We start from the raw sequence: 15,416 nt of genomic DNA, 5'->3' as shown, positions 1-15,416 counted from the left end.
AAATTAAGTTGTCTGTGCGGCAATTTCGTTGTCCAGCCAGAAGCAGCATCGAAATTGTGCCTTTTTATATAAATCTTCGTTTGTGATATGCAGCGCTTTTGTGCCATTCAAGTGCTGGGAATTCCAGTAGGCGTCCAGCTCGGCATCGCCGCTGTGGCGGGTCCAGATAAAGCAGGAGTCCGGGTACTGGCTTGTGACTTCTTCATTACCACGGTACAGGGTGACGGTGAGATAAGAGTCAATCTTTCCGTTTGTAAATACATTTCCGCCGGAACTGAACAGCTCCAGACGGAAGGGGAGATTACTTTCAATCTTATCGTCAAGATTGTGTACCGTCTGTTCAATGGAAGTAAACTTCATATCCAGCCCCTGTCCGTTTATCACGATTTGGCTGGAGTTGACCTTGCCGTTTTCGTCGGTCTCCACAGTGTGGAAGGAGAGCTTATCCTTGGTGATTCCACCGGCCAGCATTTCATTCTTGATCAGGCCGTCGGAGAGGGCGGACGCCTTCACGCCCTGTGAATCTATCAGCACGCCTTTTCCGCTCTCGTCGTAGAGGCAGAAGGTGAACTGGTCGTGGGCGTCACGTCCTATCTGTATGCGGACGGTTCCGCCGGCGTCCTTGAACTGCATCGTGTTTCCTGCAATCTGGAGGCCGCCGTCGTCGGAGGCGATATGGAAGCTGTCGGCAGAAATGTCCCCGGCCTTCAACATGCCCACGGTAATCTGGGCCGCAATCAAATCGCGGATTACCGCCTCATCGATGCGGACATTCTGGGCGGTCAGGCTGATGATGTGTCCTAACTCTGCCGATACATTGCCCGCAAGCAGGGAATCCACCGCAGCCACAAGAGCGCTTAGTTGCTTGAACTCACCGCTGTCGGCCACAATCTTATCAGCCGCGATGAGGGCGGATTGGAGATACTGGAAGAAGCCGTTGTCTGCAGTGAGGTCGGTGGCTTTTATCATTTCCGCCTCCAGCCCCTTGGCCACCACGAGCTGTCCGATGATGCTCTGGAAATGCTGGCTGACGGCGTGTTCTACGTTGTTGGTATACTGGGAGGAGGCTAGTATCTTCTCCAAAAGACCGGGAAGCAGGGTGATACCGTCCTCCTGCCGCAGAGAGCTGCCCGGTGTCCCGGATATCTGGTTCCGCCCGGAGTAGCCCCGCATGTCCAGAAGGTAGGTGGTGTCGTAGCGTTTGGAGGCGGTTCGCAGCATGTTGGAGAAGCCGAGGTTTAGACTGCCTTCCGGTGACAGGGGATTATAGGAGATGGAAATCAGGCGAAGCTTGACAAAATAACCTTCCTGCGCTTCCAGATAGAGGAAGTCTCCGAGCTGAAGGCTGCGGGTCAATTCCCGGTAGGCATAGTCACTGATAAAATGCTCCAGCGAGGTGTCATACTGGTACTGGGGGCGGCAGAGGGTCTCTAAGTCAGCTTTGGCCGCGTCCAACAGGCGGAGGCGTTCGTCCAGCGCGGTGATGGAATCGTCACTGTCTGTGAGAAACATGTTGTCATTGACATAATCAGTAAAGCTGTCCAGACGAGAGAGTTCGTCCAGCTCCTGAACGGTAAAGGGGGCAATCCCTTCTATCTGCCATGTCTCTTTTGTTACCTCCTCTACCAGCGTAGCCCGTTTCTCGAAAATCTGTTCCATAAGCCGCTCGGCCTCTCCGTATTCCAGCATACGCATGGCATAGGCTTCTGCACAGGAGCCGGAGATGGTCTCGTCGAGCTGAAGCAGGGCGTCTTGGTATTGGGCGTGCATTTCTTCGTGCATATCCCGGGTGTGGGGCGGGTACTGCTGGGCTGCCTCAACATTATCTGTATCTCCGGAGAGGGCTTCATATTCCTCATAAGGAAGGTCATAGTGGCCGGATTCGCAGACTTCTTTCTGATTCTGGTACATCTCAAGCTTGACGGACAGTTCGGCGGTACCGTAGAGCTTCCAGTCCGTGAGATAGGTGCTGACGTAATCTTGTTTTCCTACAGAAGAAGGCAGGCTGCGGTTGGACAATTCAATTTCAATGTTGGGTAAGATGACATCACGCACCTGATAATAGGTGTCAGCGTCATCAGAGGCCGCAAGCTTTGCCTCGTCAAAATTGCCGTTCTCATCCACATAGAAGGACTCATATCCGGCCTTTTGCGCGGTGTAATTATCCCGGGCCGCAAGCAGCTTCTCGTCACTGAACTTATTCCACTCCGTGGAGCAGTCGTCCAGTGGGACACGGTCGGTGAGCTCGGTCATAATATCCAGCTGCTGGTTGTACTGCCGGGTGAGGTCGATATATTCATAGCGGCGTGATTCGGTGTACTGCTTCCACTCGTTATATTTAGCGATGAGGGAAGGACTTAAATAGCGGGTGTTGAGGAAGTAAGATTTGTCCTCAATATAGTTCCAGCCGAAGTTCACCTGCTCGATGCCCAGATTATCGCCGCCGGATACATAGCAGCAGGTACAGATATCTTCGGAGTTGGAGCAGGAAATCTCGTTGGAATTCTGGAAATTGCGGAAAGAAATAGTGACATTGGTATCTTTTCCTAGATGTTCGGCACGGTAGACATTGACCGCGTAGTTCTCGATGTCAAAGAGGAAGATACATTCGAAGAACTTGGCTAAATCCTGTGTGAAGAAGGAATAAAGACCGGAGGAGCTTACGTCGAACACTCCGATTTCATCCTTGAGCTGTACCGCTTTCTCCTTCTGCACACCGTCCTCATAAGCCGTATAAACCTTAGGTATATCATCCACATAACCGATGGACCAGCCGGTGAGTCCGGCGGTTTTCATGGCAATATGAAGCAGGCTGAACTCCGGTTCCTCCTTGTCGCAGAACTGAATCTGGCGGCGGGCAAATTCGACGCTGTCCACCTGTTCTACATTTCCGGGAATCAGCATTTCTGCGGAGTCAGTTGTGCCGCAGTTCACCTTGAAGCCTTTGAGATTCTTATCCACCCATTCGATTTCCGCAGATTCGGCTTCGACCGATTTCGTCTCACAAGTTCCGTCATTTGAAATGGACGGTGTCTTCATAATGAACCAGCCGATACCTTCCACATAGAGCTTCATCTTTTCATCTAACAGCCGGTAGCCGTTGGACTCCGTGACCGTTCCCTCGATGGAAATGTAGCGCTCCACCGTGAAGGAGAGCTCGCAGGTATTATTTAGCTGCAGCTTTAAGGAGACAGAGTCCGGCTGGATACCGTTTAGAGTGGTAAGCAGTTTGCCGCCGGGTGAAGCGAGAAGGATATGAGAGGGGTCCATGTTCTGGTAAGCGTCAAAAGCGATGTTCATGTTATGCACCCGCCTTTCTCAGCTCCCTGTGAGTGAAGGTGAAACGGCAGTCCGGCGCATAGAGGAAGTAGGTATTTTCCCCGCTGAGAAGCCGGGGCCAATAGAAATAGTCTACATCGTTCATGCCGATACTTTCGTAAGTAATCATCCTTCCGATGTCATCGAAGAGGGTGACATGTTCGCAGTCCATATGGACAGGAAGGCTCTTTTTCACGTTCAGGCAGAGGAAGCCGCCTTCGATGATATAGTAGGAGCGTGTGGTTTCCCGGTAAAATGCCGCACACTTGGCGAGGGAGCCGTCGCTGTCGGCAAAATAAAATTGAATGGCGGTATTGTTGCCAATCGTGACAACTTTCGTATCGCCCAGAGGGTCAGGGCGGTAATGGACTTCCAGCCCGTGATTCAGGGCGTAGGCTTCGACTTTTCCTTTGAGAAGTTCCATAAGCGCCTCATTGCCTGAGGCATCTGGGAGCATACCGTCCTCGTAAATATGGCAGTCTGACAGGTTGACAAGATAGGCTTGGCCTGTCTGCTCAGGCTCCAAGTGTATCTTGGGATAACGGCAGCGGTTCAAGTCGTCACTGTGATTCAGAATCGAGACGAGGGTACTGCCCTGACAGTGGACATCGGTCACAATCTCATCGGTGTAGCCGTAGCAGGTGGCACACTCGAACGTGAGGCGCAGGCCGTACAGCTCACCGGATGCGAGAAATGGCTGGATGTCGGTAAACTGTCCATAGAAGAGGCAGGTGTCTGATTCCTCTGCGTTCTCGTAGGTGAAGCGGAGAAACTGGGAGGTGTCGGTGGAAGTAAGCCAGCGGGCCAGCTCACGGGTCTGTGTTTCGGTAAATATGCGGTCATTCTCTGTCAGGCAGCAGTCCGGATCTTTGATGAGATGAATCTCGAAGGTGAGATGACCGTCCAGAGCCGCTTTGCGTATGGAAGGCTCTGTGCGGGAAGAGACAGTGTCAGCGTATTCGATACTGCGCGAGAGGGCAAAATCTCTTGCCCGTTCACTGTCAAAATCAACGGAAATATATGGCTCCGAAAGGTCGGAGAGACTTTTTCCTAGAAATGTGAAATCTTTACATTCTTTTGCCATTGGTACTCCTTTCTTTTTAAGACAAACTTTGAGACATGAGAACTGACGGGATAGGAGGAGAGCTGGGAGGGGGCGCAAGAGGGGCGGCGTGGGAAAAGAAGGCCGCTGCGACACGGTCCACTCTCACTCATCCCGGCCACGTATTTCTAAGAGTGCTGAAATCAATGTCGATGGCAACATTGATTTCGCGCTCTAAGAACTACGGGCAGTGTATTCGTTACGTTCCGCTTAACGTCGCCGCAACCTTCTTTTCCCACGCCGCCCCTCTTGCGCCCCCTCCCAGCTCTCCTCCTATCCCGTCAGTTCTCATGCTTATGGATTTCGTTTGTTCAAGACGGTAGTTCTTGTGGGTGGTATGTGGAGATTGGGAAGAGAGGGCCGCTGCGACACGGTCCACTCTCACTCATCCCGGCCACGTATTTCTAAGAGTGCTGAAATCAATGTCGATGGCAACATTGATTTCGCGCTCTAAGAACTACGGGCAGTGTATTCGTTGCGTTCCGCTTAACGTCGCCGCAACCTTCGCATTCCCCCAGCCCCTCTCTCCGCCGCCCCTCGGCTCCCCTATCCACATCCCCCGCAATTCTGTTTTGTTCAAGACGGTAGTTCTTAGTGGAGATGTGTGTGGAGGCTGGGAAGGCCACTGCGATATGGTTTATCCTCACTTATCCCGGCCACGTAGTTCTGAGAGTGCTGAAATCAATGTTGATGGCAACGTTGATTTCGCACCCTAAGAGCTACGGGCAGTGTTTTTGTTATGTTCTGTTTAACGTCTCATGATTTGGGTTATTGTGTGGGCTTAGCGTAGTTTTTTCCAGTCTTTATGTAGTTCTTTTGAGACGATTTGGGTTAGTTCTTGGCCCAGTGAGGGGAGGGCGTCTTTTAGTTGTTCTACGGTATTGGCGTCGGCGTTTCCTTCTATGTTGAGGAGGGTGCCGAAGTGGAAGGCGGTGTTGGTGGTCTGGTTCTGCTGGGCTAATATGGGGGTGATTGTTGTGGTGTCGAGTAGTCCGGCTCCTAGGATGCGGGGAGCGTTTTCGGCCAGTTTCCAGAGGTTCTCGCTTAGACCGGAGGGGATGACTCCATCTCGGTGTTTGAGAGGGAAGAGGATGCCGCCGTCAGACGGCCGGATGATAATCTCGCCTTCGTGTACCCAGTCATTCCCTGTGGCCGGTACGGATCTGGTTCCGCTTCGGTATCCGGCAGAGCGCATTTTGTTGATGAGGGCTGTGTTCTGGGACGCGCTTCCCATGTAGCCTCCGCCGAACCAGTAGCTGTAGAGGGTGCCTCTTGCGCCAAAGGAAGAATCAAAGTTGTGGGACTTGAGGCGGTCTACGATGGAGGTATTGACGCTCAGCCTGTTCTTGGGGTAGGAGTCATATTTGTAGACAAATGGGATGCCGCCGTAGTTTCCGTTGTTTGATGTATTCGGTTTGGGTGCGGGTGGAGTGGGTGGCGGCGGGGCAGTGACTGTGACGGATACTGTGGCGGTCAAACCGCTGCCGTCGGTGGTGGCGCAGGTGATGGATGCGCTTCCCGCTTTGATGGCATGGATGGAGCCGCTTGAAACTGTGGCGACACGCTCGTTGGAGGAAGTCCATTGCAGTGTTTTGTTGGCTGCGTCGGTGGGGCGGATCCGGGCGCCTACATTGGCCGACTTGCCTTCCATAAGAGAAACGCTGCTTTGGGTGAGGGTCAGTTCGGCGACGAGACGGTTCTCTGTGTTGGGGGCTTTGCTGATTTCCTCCAGTATCTGGTCATTTCCCGGATTCGGGTTGATGGAGTCCGTGTTGACATTCGTCACCGTGCCGGATGCATTTGTGTTTGGCTGGGAAGTGGTTCCTGCCTGTACTTGCGACTGGGCTCCGGCTTGGGTGCCAAGGCCGGAAAGATTCTGGTTGAAGCCTGTGTCTCCCATGAAACCAGTGTTGTGGATGAGCTGGTTAATCTTACCGTAGGTAGTCTCGTAGTTCTGGTAGACTTTGCCGAGCATGTCGGCGATGACCTGTTCCTGTTTCTCGGCGTTATTGGTAATCTCCAGCAGTGTCTTGTCAAGAGTATCGTCCAGTTTGTCTGAGAGGGAGTCGTAACCTTCGTCAATCATGTCGTTGCGGTGGTCACGCCTTGTCTCATCGAGCTCCTCCTGTTTTTCAGCAAGCTCCTGATTCAGGCGTTTTAACTCAGCCTGTGCGGAAGCGTTGTTGGTGCCTTGAAGGGCGGCTATCTGAGCCTTTAGCTGGTTGACATCCTTATTTTTAGTGCGCATCTTTTTGGAGAATTCATAGTAGTCTTCTTCCTTTTTGCGCATTTCCTGCCGTTTGTCGATGTACTCCTGCATGTAGTCTACTTCGGCCTTAATCTGATCTTTGTATAAGTCGATGATTTCATCTTTATAGTCTTCCACATCGGCCACAGAGCTTTGGATGTCCTTGAGCAGGTCGTTTAAGGATTCGTCATACTGCTTCTGGGAGAGGATACCGCTTGCATAGGCTTCGTCCAGCTTGCGGACAGCGGCCTGATAGTCGGCAACCTTCTGTTTGGCTGTATTGTAGGATTGCATCAACAGGGCGAGGTTTGCCAGACCATTTTCCGTGAGCGCGCCGTTCTCATCTAGGAAGGTGTCGTCATCCATGAGCTTTCGCAGGCTGTCGGCTGACTTCATGGTGCGGTCGTAGCCGTCCATGAGATTTTCCAAAGGTTCGGTGAAACGGAGCTCCCAGATGCTTTCCTTCAAGTCTTCGTTGTCCTCCATGAGATTGAAGATTTCGGAATCTAAATCGGAGATTTCCTTGGCCAGTTTCTGGTATTTTTCAGAGTCCACGTCGTAGAAATTCTGCTCGTCCAACTTCTTTTTCCGAAGTTCATAGTTCGCCTCTATGGAGGCATTGTTCTGGTCAATCTGTGCCTGATACTGCTCTTCGGCCACGGGTTTTCCTTTTGCCTTGTCGAGGGAGGCGATATTTTCCAGACGCTTCAGCTCCCGGGAGAGGCTGTCGATGACGTGCTCCAGTTTGGTGTATTCTACCGTGCGGAGCTGGTCGCCGAATTCGGCGAGGGCGGTGGAGGACTTGAGGATGGCCTTGTTGAACTCAACTATCTGCTTCTGTCCGTCATAGTAGGCATCGGAGTCTTTCTTAATGTAGCCCTTGGACATGAGGGCGTCGAATTCTGCCTGATAGGCGGCAAGTTGTTCGGAGAGGTGGTTGTAGGTCTTCAGCTCCTCGTTCATGGAATCTCGGATGAGGGCCTGCACTTCTTCGCTCACCTGTGAGTAGCCCATGGCATCGGCAAAATCAAGCTTTGCCTCATTCAAATCTTTGATGGCGTCGGACGCGTCGATGAGCTTATCGTAGTATTTTTCGATGTATTCCAGACGGTCCTGTGCCAGCTTGGTTTCCTTTTCCCTCAGTTCGTTTACGGTGTCCAGACAGTCCTGAGCGAGGTCGTACCATTTCTTGTACTCGTCCACCTTTTTCTTGGTGTCGTCGTCCAGCTTGGAGATGTCGAGGGTGCCGTTCTGAATCTGGGACTGGTAGGAGGAACTTAGGCCGCTCTGCCCGGCAAACCAGTTGGCGTGGGAGAGATAGCGGTCGTAGGCGGACTGGTTCTCGGAGATTTCCTTTTGAATCTGGGAGAGCGCCGCCGTATTCTGGGACTGCTTGGATGCAAGGCCGACTGCGGTGTCGATGGAGTCGATGGCCCGCTTGGTGGCGTCGGAGAGCTTATCCATGCGGATCTTGATCCAGTCGAAGTAGTCGGTGAGGGAGTCGAGGTAGGAATCCTTGGAGCCGGAAGCGTAGGCCGTGCCGGATGCTAGGGCGGAACCCATGACTACTTTTGCACGTCCTCCGCCAGAAGTTACATGGCCATTTTTGAAGAGTTCTTCTGTTTGTTTGTGGTTAAAGACGATATCACCTCTACGAAGAGAAGCAAATTCAGCGCCTCTGTCTCCAACGGTGAAAAACTTTCCGCCACGAACAATAGTTTCTTGCCCAAGTTCGCCAACTAAAGCGTTTTCATTTCTCTTTATTGACCAATCGCCAGAGGCATGAGCTGTCCCATTAAACGGAGTACGATAAACAAAACCGTGTAATCCGCCGGTAGCGGCTTCTGCGGTAGAGGAATATGTGTAATTGACAGTTCGGGTTATTGGTGGAAGGGAGGTTGGTAATCCAAATGTATTGGCCTGATATTCAACACTACGGGTTCCTCCATTAGTACTATTATTTACTGAATCAATTTTAGATGTTTCAGCTGTGTAGGTGACAGTACCGTCTGTATTTGTGATAGGATAAACTGTTTGCCATGCACCGCCAATATTGGCTGAATAAGAAATAGTGCCATCTTCATTTTTGATAGCACTAATGGTTGCGGCAGCACCGTCAACTTGAGCAGTATATGTAATTGTACTTCCGGTAGGTACTGAGTCAAGTTGATTTTTTATGTCATTTAAATTATTAACTTCGCCTTCAAACTTAATTTTTTGCGGCTCCCCATATGCCTCCATCAATTGTTCTTTTGTTTGTCCGGTTTTCTGCTCAATAGCATCAAATACTTCTTCAGCTTGAGCGGAGTTTAAGAATTCCTCCCAATTAGTTACTGTTCCATCTGAAAATGCGTTCTGAAAGGCCCCTTGTAAATCTAAGAGGGAAGAAATCTCTTGTACGATGTCAGTTCGTTTATCCTTATCGGTGACGGAGCTTAACTGAGATTTTAATGTGTCAACCTTCTCGGATGTTCGTTTATAGCCTTCACTGTCCTCTTCATCGTAGCCTGTTTCCGTCTCGCGTTTATCACGATAAGACTCTTTTGCGGCATTCAGTGCGGCATAAGTTTGGGCGGAGTTATCCCCTTGGTCGACTAAACTTTGAAGCCTGTCAATTTCTGATTGGAGTTCAGCCATCTCATATTCAAACTTGATTTTAATGACCTGTTCTTCGGTTAGATTTGATATATCCTGTTCGGCCAACTCGTATTCTTTATTCCAGCCTTTCAGCAATTCTTTTAATCGGTCCTTAGAACTGCCTTCATCCATAGTGTCATAAAGAGATTGGATTTCGTCCAAGGTAGATTTGTATTCCTTGATGCTCTCGCCGCTCCACATGATATCGCCAAACTCAGTTCCATAAGACTCTAGATTATGCATCAGTACTTCAGTAGCTTCAATACTGAGTCCTAATTCTTTGGCAGCATCAGCACTGGTCTTGAATTTTTCTGTCCAGTTCATGGTATTGCCGTTTTTAGTACCAAAACCGTGTGCGGCTAAATCATCTTTAAAGTTATTCGCACTGTTCATGGGATTTTCTGAATCAAAGTATCTCTTTAGCTTTTCTTGCGCAGCATTCCATGCCTGAACATATGCATCTGGGTTATTTCCGTCTGAAATGATATCGGTGGGTGAAAGGAACTGTGCAGCACTTTTAAAATCATCGGTTCCGATTTTACCATTTTTATACAGCTCCTTAGCTTGTGCTAAATAGCTAGACATGCTATTCCATTGGGAATCTTGATTTTCTGTTTTGAAGGCTGCGGCCACACCTTCAACAGAACCGTCAACAGTGTTGACAGCCTCGCTTGCCTCTTTCGCAGATTTGGCGACATTATCAAAATATTCTTTGAAACCTTCTTTTGAAACTTTGATATCCTTGAGTTTCATTCCGGTTTTTGTAAATTCCTCTAAAGCGTCATTTGCGCTGCCCCCTGATTTTACAATGTTCTCGAGGTAATCCTTTATGATACCTCCGCCTAAAGAAGAGAAGTAGGTATCAAGATTATTCTTGCTGACTTCAGATTCGGATTTACCAATGTTATAAATATCATTTAATGAAGAGGTCCAGCTGTCCACATCAGGTCTGACATCCATAGGTATGACACCGTTTGCATCAGTGCTCTGTGCTATCCAACCTTGTAAGGTACTTGCCTGTTCAGAGAGAACGGTAGTGGTGTCTTCAATCTTGGCGGTTAAATCATTTTGCTGGCTTAATAGGTTTGCGTCATTAGGAGCCTTTGCCAAATCCTTTTTAACTTTTGCTAGCTCCTCTTCATAGGTTTTGAGAGATTCAATATTGCCTTTAATTTGTCCTTGAACAGTGGTGTCGCCATTATACTGGTCAGCCCATTCACTTGCAGCAGTAGTCCCTTGCCTAAGATCGCCAGTTTTACTAACATAAGTTCCATCCTCAGAGCCACCGAAGAATCCCATTATTTTTCCTAAGAACCCGCCATGCTTTTCTTCCATGGCTTCGGTATAGGATTGGGATTTTGTTGAAGCTGTGATAGCAGCTTGAGAGGATGCTTGTTGTTTTAGTGCAACTAAACGTTCTTGGAGACTTGCTTGTGCTTCAAGTTCAGCATTAGTTCTTTGAAGTTTTTCTAATTCGGCTTCTTCTGCAATTGTGATAGTACCGGCGGATTGTAATGCTTTGAGTTGGGCAATTCTAGTCTGGGTTGTTTCTAATTGGGAGTTAAGAGAGCCTAAGACATTTTTTGCATTTTCGTAGTCGGAGGCGGCTGCCTGCGCTTCTTCTGAAGCACGTGTGAAGCCGTGTTGGGAGTAGTCCCAAAGTTTAAATACGGCAAGTCCGGCACCTATGGCAGTGATAGCCGGAAGAATGGGGGCAATAGTAGCTCCGATACCTGTAAAAAAGCTTCCAAGCCCTTCACCTTGTTCTTTAAGTGAATTTACTATAGCAGTAATATCATCACTTTTTTCTTCAAACCTTGACAAATTTAATGTTGCTTCTGCCACATCAGGCGAAACACTTGACATGTTAAACAGTTTTTTCACTTCATCTAAACTATCTAAACTATCTACCTTTTCAATTAGGTCAAAAATTTTATAATCATTTATATCTGATAGACCTTCAAATGATTTTGCTATATTAACTAAACTACCTGTTGTTTTAAGAGACAGTGTGTTATACTAAATAGTAGTTGCTATTCTACTAATTTAATATATGATAAGGAGAAATTAATATGGCATTGATTAAATGTATTGAATGTGGTTATGAAATTAGCGATAAGAGTGAAAAATGTATAAAATGTGGATGTCCGACAGAATTATCAATTCCCAGAAATGGAGAAAATACATGTCTAATTAATGGTCATCCGTATGATTTATCGGAGTTTCTTCCGCTATTAACAGATCCTGATATGACAATATCTAAAATGAAGGTGATAAATGATAAGATTAGACAAAAAACAGGGTTAGCGGCCTCAATGGGTTTGTGCAATCAAATAATGAAAACAAAGAAAATACCTGAAAAGTATAATGGTCAAACATTAGAGGATATGGCTGCACAGGAAGCCAAAAGAGTTCATTGTAAATATTGTGGTTCCACCAATGTTAAAAAGCTTAGAAATAATTTTTACAATTTGGGCAACCAGTGGCATTGTAACAACTGTGGTTCAGACTTTTAACTACATTATTGCTAGTATAAGGTCGGGCTGTGCCTGACCTTATTTCTCTCAGACCGACAAACGTAAGCAACAACGTGAGAGAAGCCTTGTTGCTGACGAGCAAATATTAATCCGTCATGTGACGTCACACTTGGACTATACGTTAACAGCCGATGATGTAAGGTCTCATCGACTGTGAGGATGGGTAGTCTCTGAATATCCGTTCTGTAAAGAAGCTTACTCTGTTTTAACAGTATATACTTCAACTTTAAAAGAGTCAGAACGTGTACTGCTGATTGGGACTTTCCGAATCCTGTGATTCGGGTTTGCAGGCTGAATTTTCAAACCATTGCCGTATATCGTCACCGATTCCGTTTTGGTTCCAGACTACTTTCCGTTCCAGCAAAGAGGCATTTGCTATACCTCCGATACTCCTCTGTGTATATTTATAGAACCCACATATTAACATGACTTGTAGACAGCACCATTTTTGTTGTTTCCTTATCATGAAGTAGACTCACTTTATCTGCTATAGGCGGGCAGATTGTTGTGCAACCCTATGGTTTTTAGGTTAATCAAGGTTCTCTAATATGTTTTTGCCCCAATTTTGATAGCGCTCAGTTATACCGCCGGGTCCAACTAATGATAATGGTGTATTTGCGACAGATATAATTTGATTCAATGTATCTAAGAAGCTTCTGCTTTCAGTGTTAGCCTCCTTTATAGAAGATGCCGGGGCAGCGACACTAGAAGGTATGGTGCTGCTTGCTTTAGGGAGTGACGCTTCTATCTGCATTGCTGTTGTATTAATTTTTGGCAACTGAATCTGAGAACTCAATTGAGCCAATTTTTCCAACTGAGAAGTGTACTGTTGGAGTCTGGATGTATCTGCGGAGACATTCAGCTTTATATCATGGTTGGAAGCGGTAGCGTTTCTGAGCTGTGCCATAACGGTATCCATACCGGATAAGCCACAGTGGATGTTGGCAGTTGCATTTTGGGAAGCATTTGCTATTGTTGTTTCCAGTTGCTTTGAAAGATTTTTCGTATCTGCGTTCAACCGGACTTCTCCATTGAAATTTTTCAAATCTTTTTTGATTTGAGAAGTATCAAGAGAGGGCTGTACGGTAATATCTTTAAGCGCGGTTGTTACTTGCTTTTTCAGATTTTTGGTATTTGTATTTAGCTTGATTTCACCTTTGAATTTTTCCAAGTCTTTCTTGAGTTGTGAGGTATCAAGAGAAGCTTGGACAGATAAATTATTTTTATCCATAATATCCCCCTTTCGGATTGATGAAGAGTCCCTCGGCTAGAGGGCGTTGAGGTAATTGTGTGGAGCGATGTGGTTTTGGAGTTCAAACAGTCAATAGTATCAGTCCTTTCTGAGAATAATGGTAGGTAGAGTAAAAATACTCTGTACATAACATGAGAAAATGAAGCTAATCATGTTGTCTACAGGGTATTTTTTCTGTATATACATAGATAGTCGTAAACATTTTGTTTCTTGGGCATTTTCAAGGGCAGTTGTTGCTTCATCAATTTTTGAGGAATCACCTTCGGCTATAGCTTCATTATATTGGTCTACAGCTTGAGCAAAGTTACCATAAATGGTGGCGGGAGAATTTTCACCATTGCCTTCAGCAATCATAGTCATCTTAAGAAATTCTTTGTAATTATCAGCATAATTGTCTAGTATCTCTTCATTTTCCCTATAAGCTTTTTCAGATGAAGATAGAATTCCTTCAATAAAACTAGTGGCGTTTTCATCATCCTTATATTTGGTCAGAAGTTCATCAGTATCAAGCATAAATGATTCGATGGCTTCTTGAGCTTGAGAGGCATCTCCTTCAAAATGGATAGTATATACACCGGTGCCGTCATCACGAAGGGCAATACCATCCTTTTCGTGCTTTTCAGCTATGGAATAAATATCTTTAGTAACACCACCGGCCTGAGGATCCAGTCCAAGATGCCCTAGCTGATATTCACGTTCAGTAGTCATTTCCTTTTCAGCATCTTTATAAGCTTTTCGGTTATGGACCAAATTTTTGCGTGCTTCAGTTTGTGAAATGTCACCTAAAAGTGAAAGTTGATTTGAAAGTTGTCCATTAACCAAATCAAGCTCTGATGCCGCATCTCCATATGCACCAACAATTTGATTTTGAATATCCAGAATCTGCATCTTAACATCATAGGTTCCACTTTCGTCTAAAACGCCAGAATCAAGGAGTTTTTTCAGTTCTATATATTTCTGTTTTTGTGCTTCAAGGGTTGAATTTTGAGCTTCCCATGCAGAGGCGCCTTCGGTTGCTTCATTAATCATATTCTGTTTGTAATTTTTATAAGCACTGTAAGCAATACCTATAGCGGCGACTGCTGCTGTACCTATAGTGGCAATAGGATGACTTGCTACCAGAGTACCCAATCCGCCTAAAGCAGAAGAGCTTTTTGATTGGAAGTTCTCCATTGATTTAGAAACATCATCCAGTGTACCGGATAAGTTTTTACTTTCTATCCCGGCTGTTAATAGTTCTTCAGAAAAACTTGGATTTATGTTCAGTTTTGAGAGAGACTCGGCTGTTTGAGATACGGAATTTCCTTTAGTTATTTCTGAAAAAGTTTTATAAATGTCTTGTCCTTTATCTGTATCGAGTAAATCTGTAATAGATGAAAACTCCTTTAATTGTGTAGTTAAAGGGGACAATTTGTTGGTAAAGTTGAGTGACAAATGTTCATATACAGGAAAGTTATCTTTCTTTCGTGTACAATATATTGATAAAATGATATAATAAAATATATAAATTTAAGATGGAGGGTGATTTTATGGCAGGAAAAAATCATGGATATTGTATTATCAAAGGAAGAGTTGAAAATCTGGCTGAAATTCAGGAAATGATAGATTCGGGCAGAAAAGGAGACATCATAAGAACAATGATGCATAAGTATGGACTAAAACCTATTGATGCATATATGTTTGCGGAATTAGTTTTTGAAAAAGGAATTCCAGCAAATTATGATGCAATATTGGAACAACGTGATTTTGAAGTTTCACAGAGAAAAAGTTGTCTGGTTCATTGTCCACGTTGCGGTTCTATTAATGTTGAAGAAATGGTATATGCTCCGCTCCCGTATATTAGACGGGAATATTGGTATTGTAATAGATGTCATTATGAATTTGATAAGTAATTATGAATAGATAGTTATAAAATATAATCTCTCAAACCGATAAACGTAAGCAACAACGTGAGAGAGGCGTTGCTACTGACGAGCAAATATTAATCCGTCATGTGACGTCACACTTGGACTATACGTTAACAGCCGATAATGTAAGGTCTTATGGACTGTGAGGATGGGTAGTCTCTGAATATCCGTTCTGTAAAGAAGCTTACTCTGTTGTACCAGTATATTCTTCAACTCTGAATGAGTCAGAACGTGTACTGCTGATTGGGACTTTCCGAATTTTGTGATTCAGGTTTGCAATCTGAATTTTCAAACCGTTGCCGTATATCGTCACCGATTCCGTTTTGGTTTCAGACTACTTTCCGTTCCAGCAAAGAGGCATTTGCTATACCTCCGATACTCCTCTGTGTATATTTATAGAACCCACATATTAACA

Annotated in this window: 7 protein-coding genes; 2 read left to right on the top strand and 5 right to left on the bottom strand. The window is 46.1% G+C overall.

Going from position 1 to position 15,416, the window contains the following annotated elements; all coding sequences use genetic code 11:
- Positions 1-3: 3 nt before the first annotated feature.
- From BN6465_RS12795 to BN6465_RS12780, 3 genes are all read right to left on the bottom strand, one after another.
- On the bottom strand, positions 4-3,300 hold the full coding sequence (locus tag BN6465_RS12795) for a phage tail protein (RefSeq protein ID WP_066735882.1): 3,297 nt from the start codon (positions 3,298-3,300) through the stop codon (positions 4-6).
- Position 3,301: 1 nt separating this feature from the next.
- Positions 3,302-4,402 (bottom strand): phage tail domain-containing protein, encoded by a 1,101-nt coding sequence (locus tag BN6465_RS12790; protein WP_066735881.1) that lies wholly within the window; start codon positions 4,400-4,402, stop codon positions 3,302-3,304.
- 799 nt (positions 4,403-5,201) lie between these two features.
- Positions 5,202-11,150 (bottom strand): Ig-like domain-containing protein, encoded by a 5,949-nt coding sequence (locus tag BN6465_RS12780; protein ID WP_199882841.1) that lies wholly within the window; start codon positions 11,148-11,150, stop codon positions 5,202-5,204.
- Between the two features lie 227 nt (positions 11,151-11,377).
- Here BN6465_RS12780 and BN6465_RS12775 point away from each other — a divergent pair, with 227 nt between their 5' ends.
- Positions 11,378-11,821, top strand: a complete 444-nt coding sequence (locus BN6465_RS12775; RefSeq protein WP_066735877.1) for a hypothetical protein — start codon at positions 11,378-11,380, stop codon at positions 11,819-11,821.
- Positions 11,822-12,371: 550 nt separating this feature from the next.
- Here BN6465_RS12775 and BN6465_RS12770 read toward each other — a convergent pair.
- Together BN6465_RS12770 and BN6465_RS12765 are read right to left on the bottom strand one after the other, a co-directional pair.
- Positions 12,372-13,073, bottom strand: a complete 702-nt coding sequence (locus tag BN6465_RS12770; RefSeq protein WP_066735876.1) for a hypothetical protein — start codon at positions 13,071-13,073, stop codon at positions 12,372-12,374.
- A 99-nt stretch (positions 13,074-13,172) separates the two neighbouring features.
- Positions 13,173-14,528, bottom strand: a complete 1,356-nt coding sequence (locus BN6465_RS12765; protein ID WP_066735874.1) for a hypothetical protein — start codon at positions 14,526-14,528, stop codon at positions 13,173-13,175.
- A gap of 95 nt (positions 14,529-14,623) precedes the next feature.
- On the opposite strand from BN6465_RS12765, the gene BN6465_RS12760 reads away from it, so the two are divergent.
- On the top strand, positions 14,624-14,986 hold the full coding sequence (locus BN6465_RS12760) for a hypothetical protein (protein ID WP_066735872.1): 363 nt from the start codon (positions 14,624-14,626) through the stop codon (positions 14,984-14,986).
- The last annotated feature ends 430 nt before the right edge of the window (positions 14,987-15,416 follow it).

The sequence above is a fragment of the Bariatricus massiliensis genome, assembly GCF_900086725.1.
Lineage (GTDB): Bacteria > Bacillota > Clostridia > Lachnospirales > Lachnospiraceae > Allocoprococcus > Allocoprococcus massiliensis.
This window is presented reverse-complemented; position numbering and strand designations above follow the sequence as displayed.

Coding starts and splice junctions, on each gene's coding strand:
- BN6465_RS12795 (WP_066735882.1), bottom strand. CDS start 3,300: ATGAACATCGCTTTTGACGCTTACCAGAACATGGACCCCTCTCATATC.
- BN6465_RS12790 (WP_066735881.1), bottom strand. CDS start 4,402: ATGGCAAAAGAATGTAAAGATTTCACATTTCTAGGAAAAAGTCTCTCC.
- BN6465_RS12775 (WP_066735877.1), top strand. CDS start 11,378: ATGGCATTGATTAAATGTATTGAATGTGGTTATGAAATTAGCGATAAG.
- BN6465_RS12770 (WP_066735876.1), bottom strand. CDS start 13,073: ATGGATAAAAATAATTTATCTGTCCAAGCTTCTCTTGATACCTCACAA.
- BN6465_RS12760 (WP_066735872.1), top strand. CDS start 14,624: ATGGCAGGAAAAAATCATGGATATTGTATTATCAAAGGAAGAGTTGAA.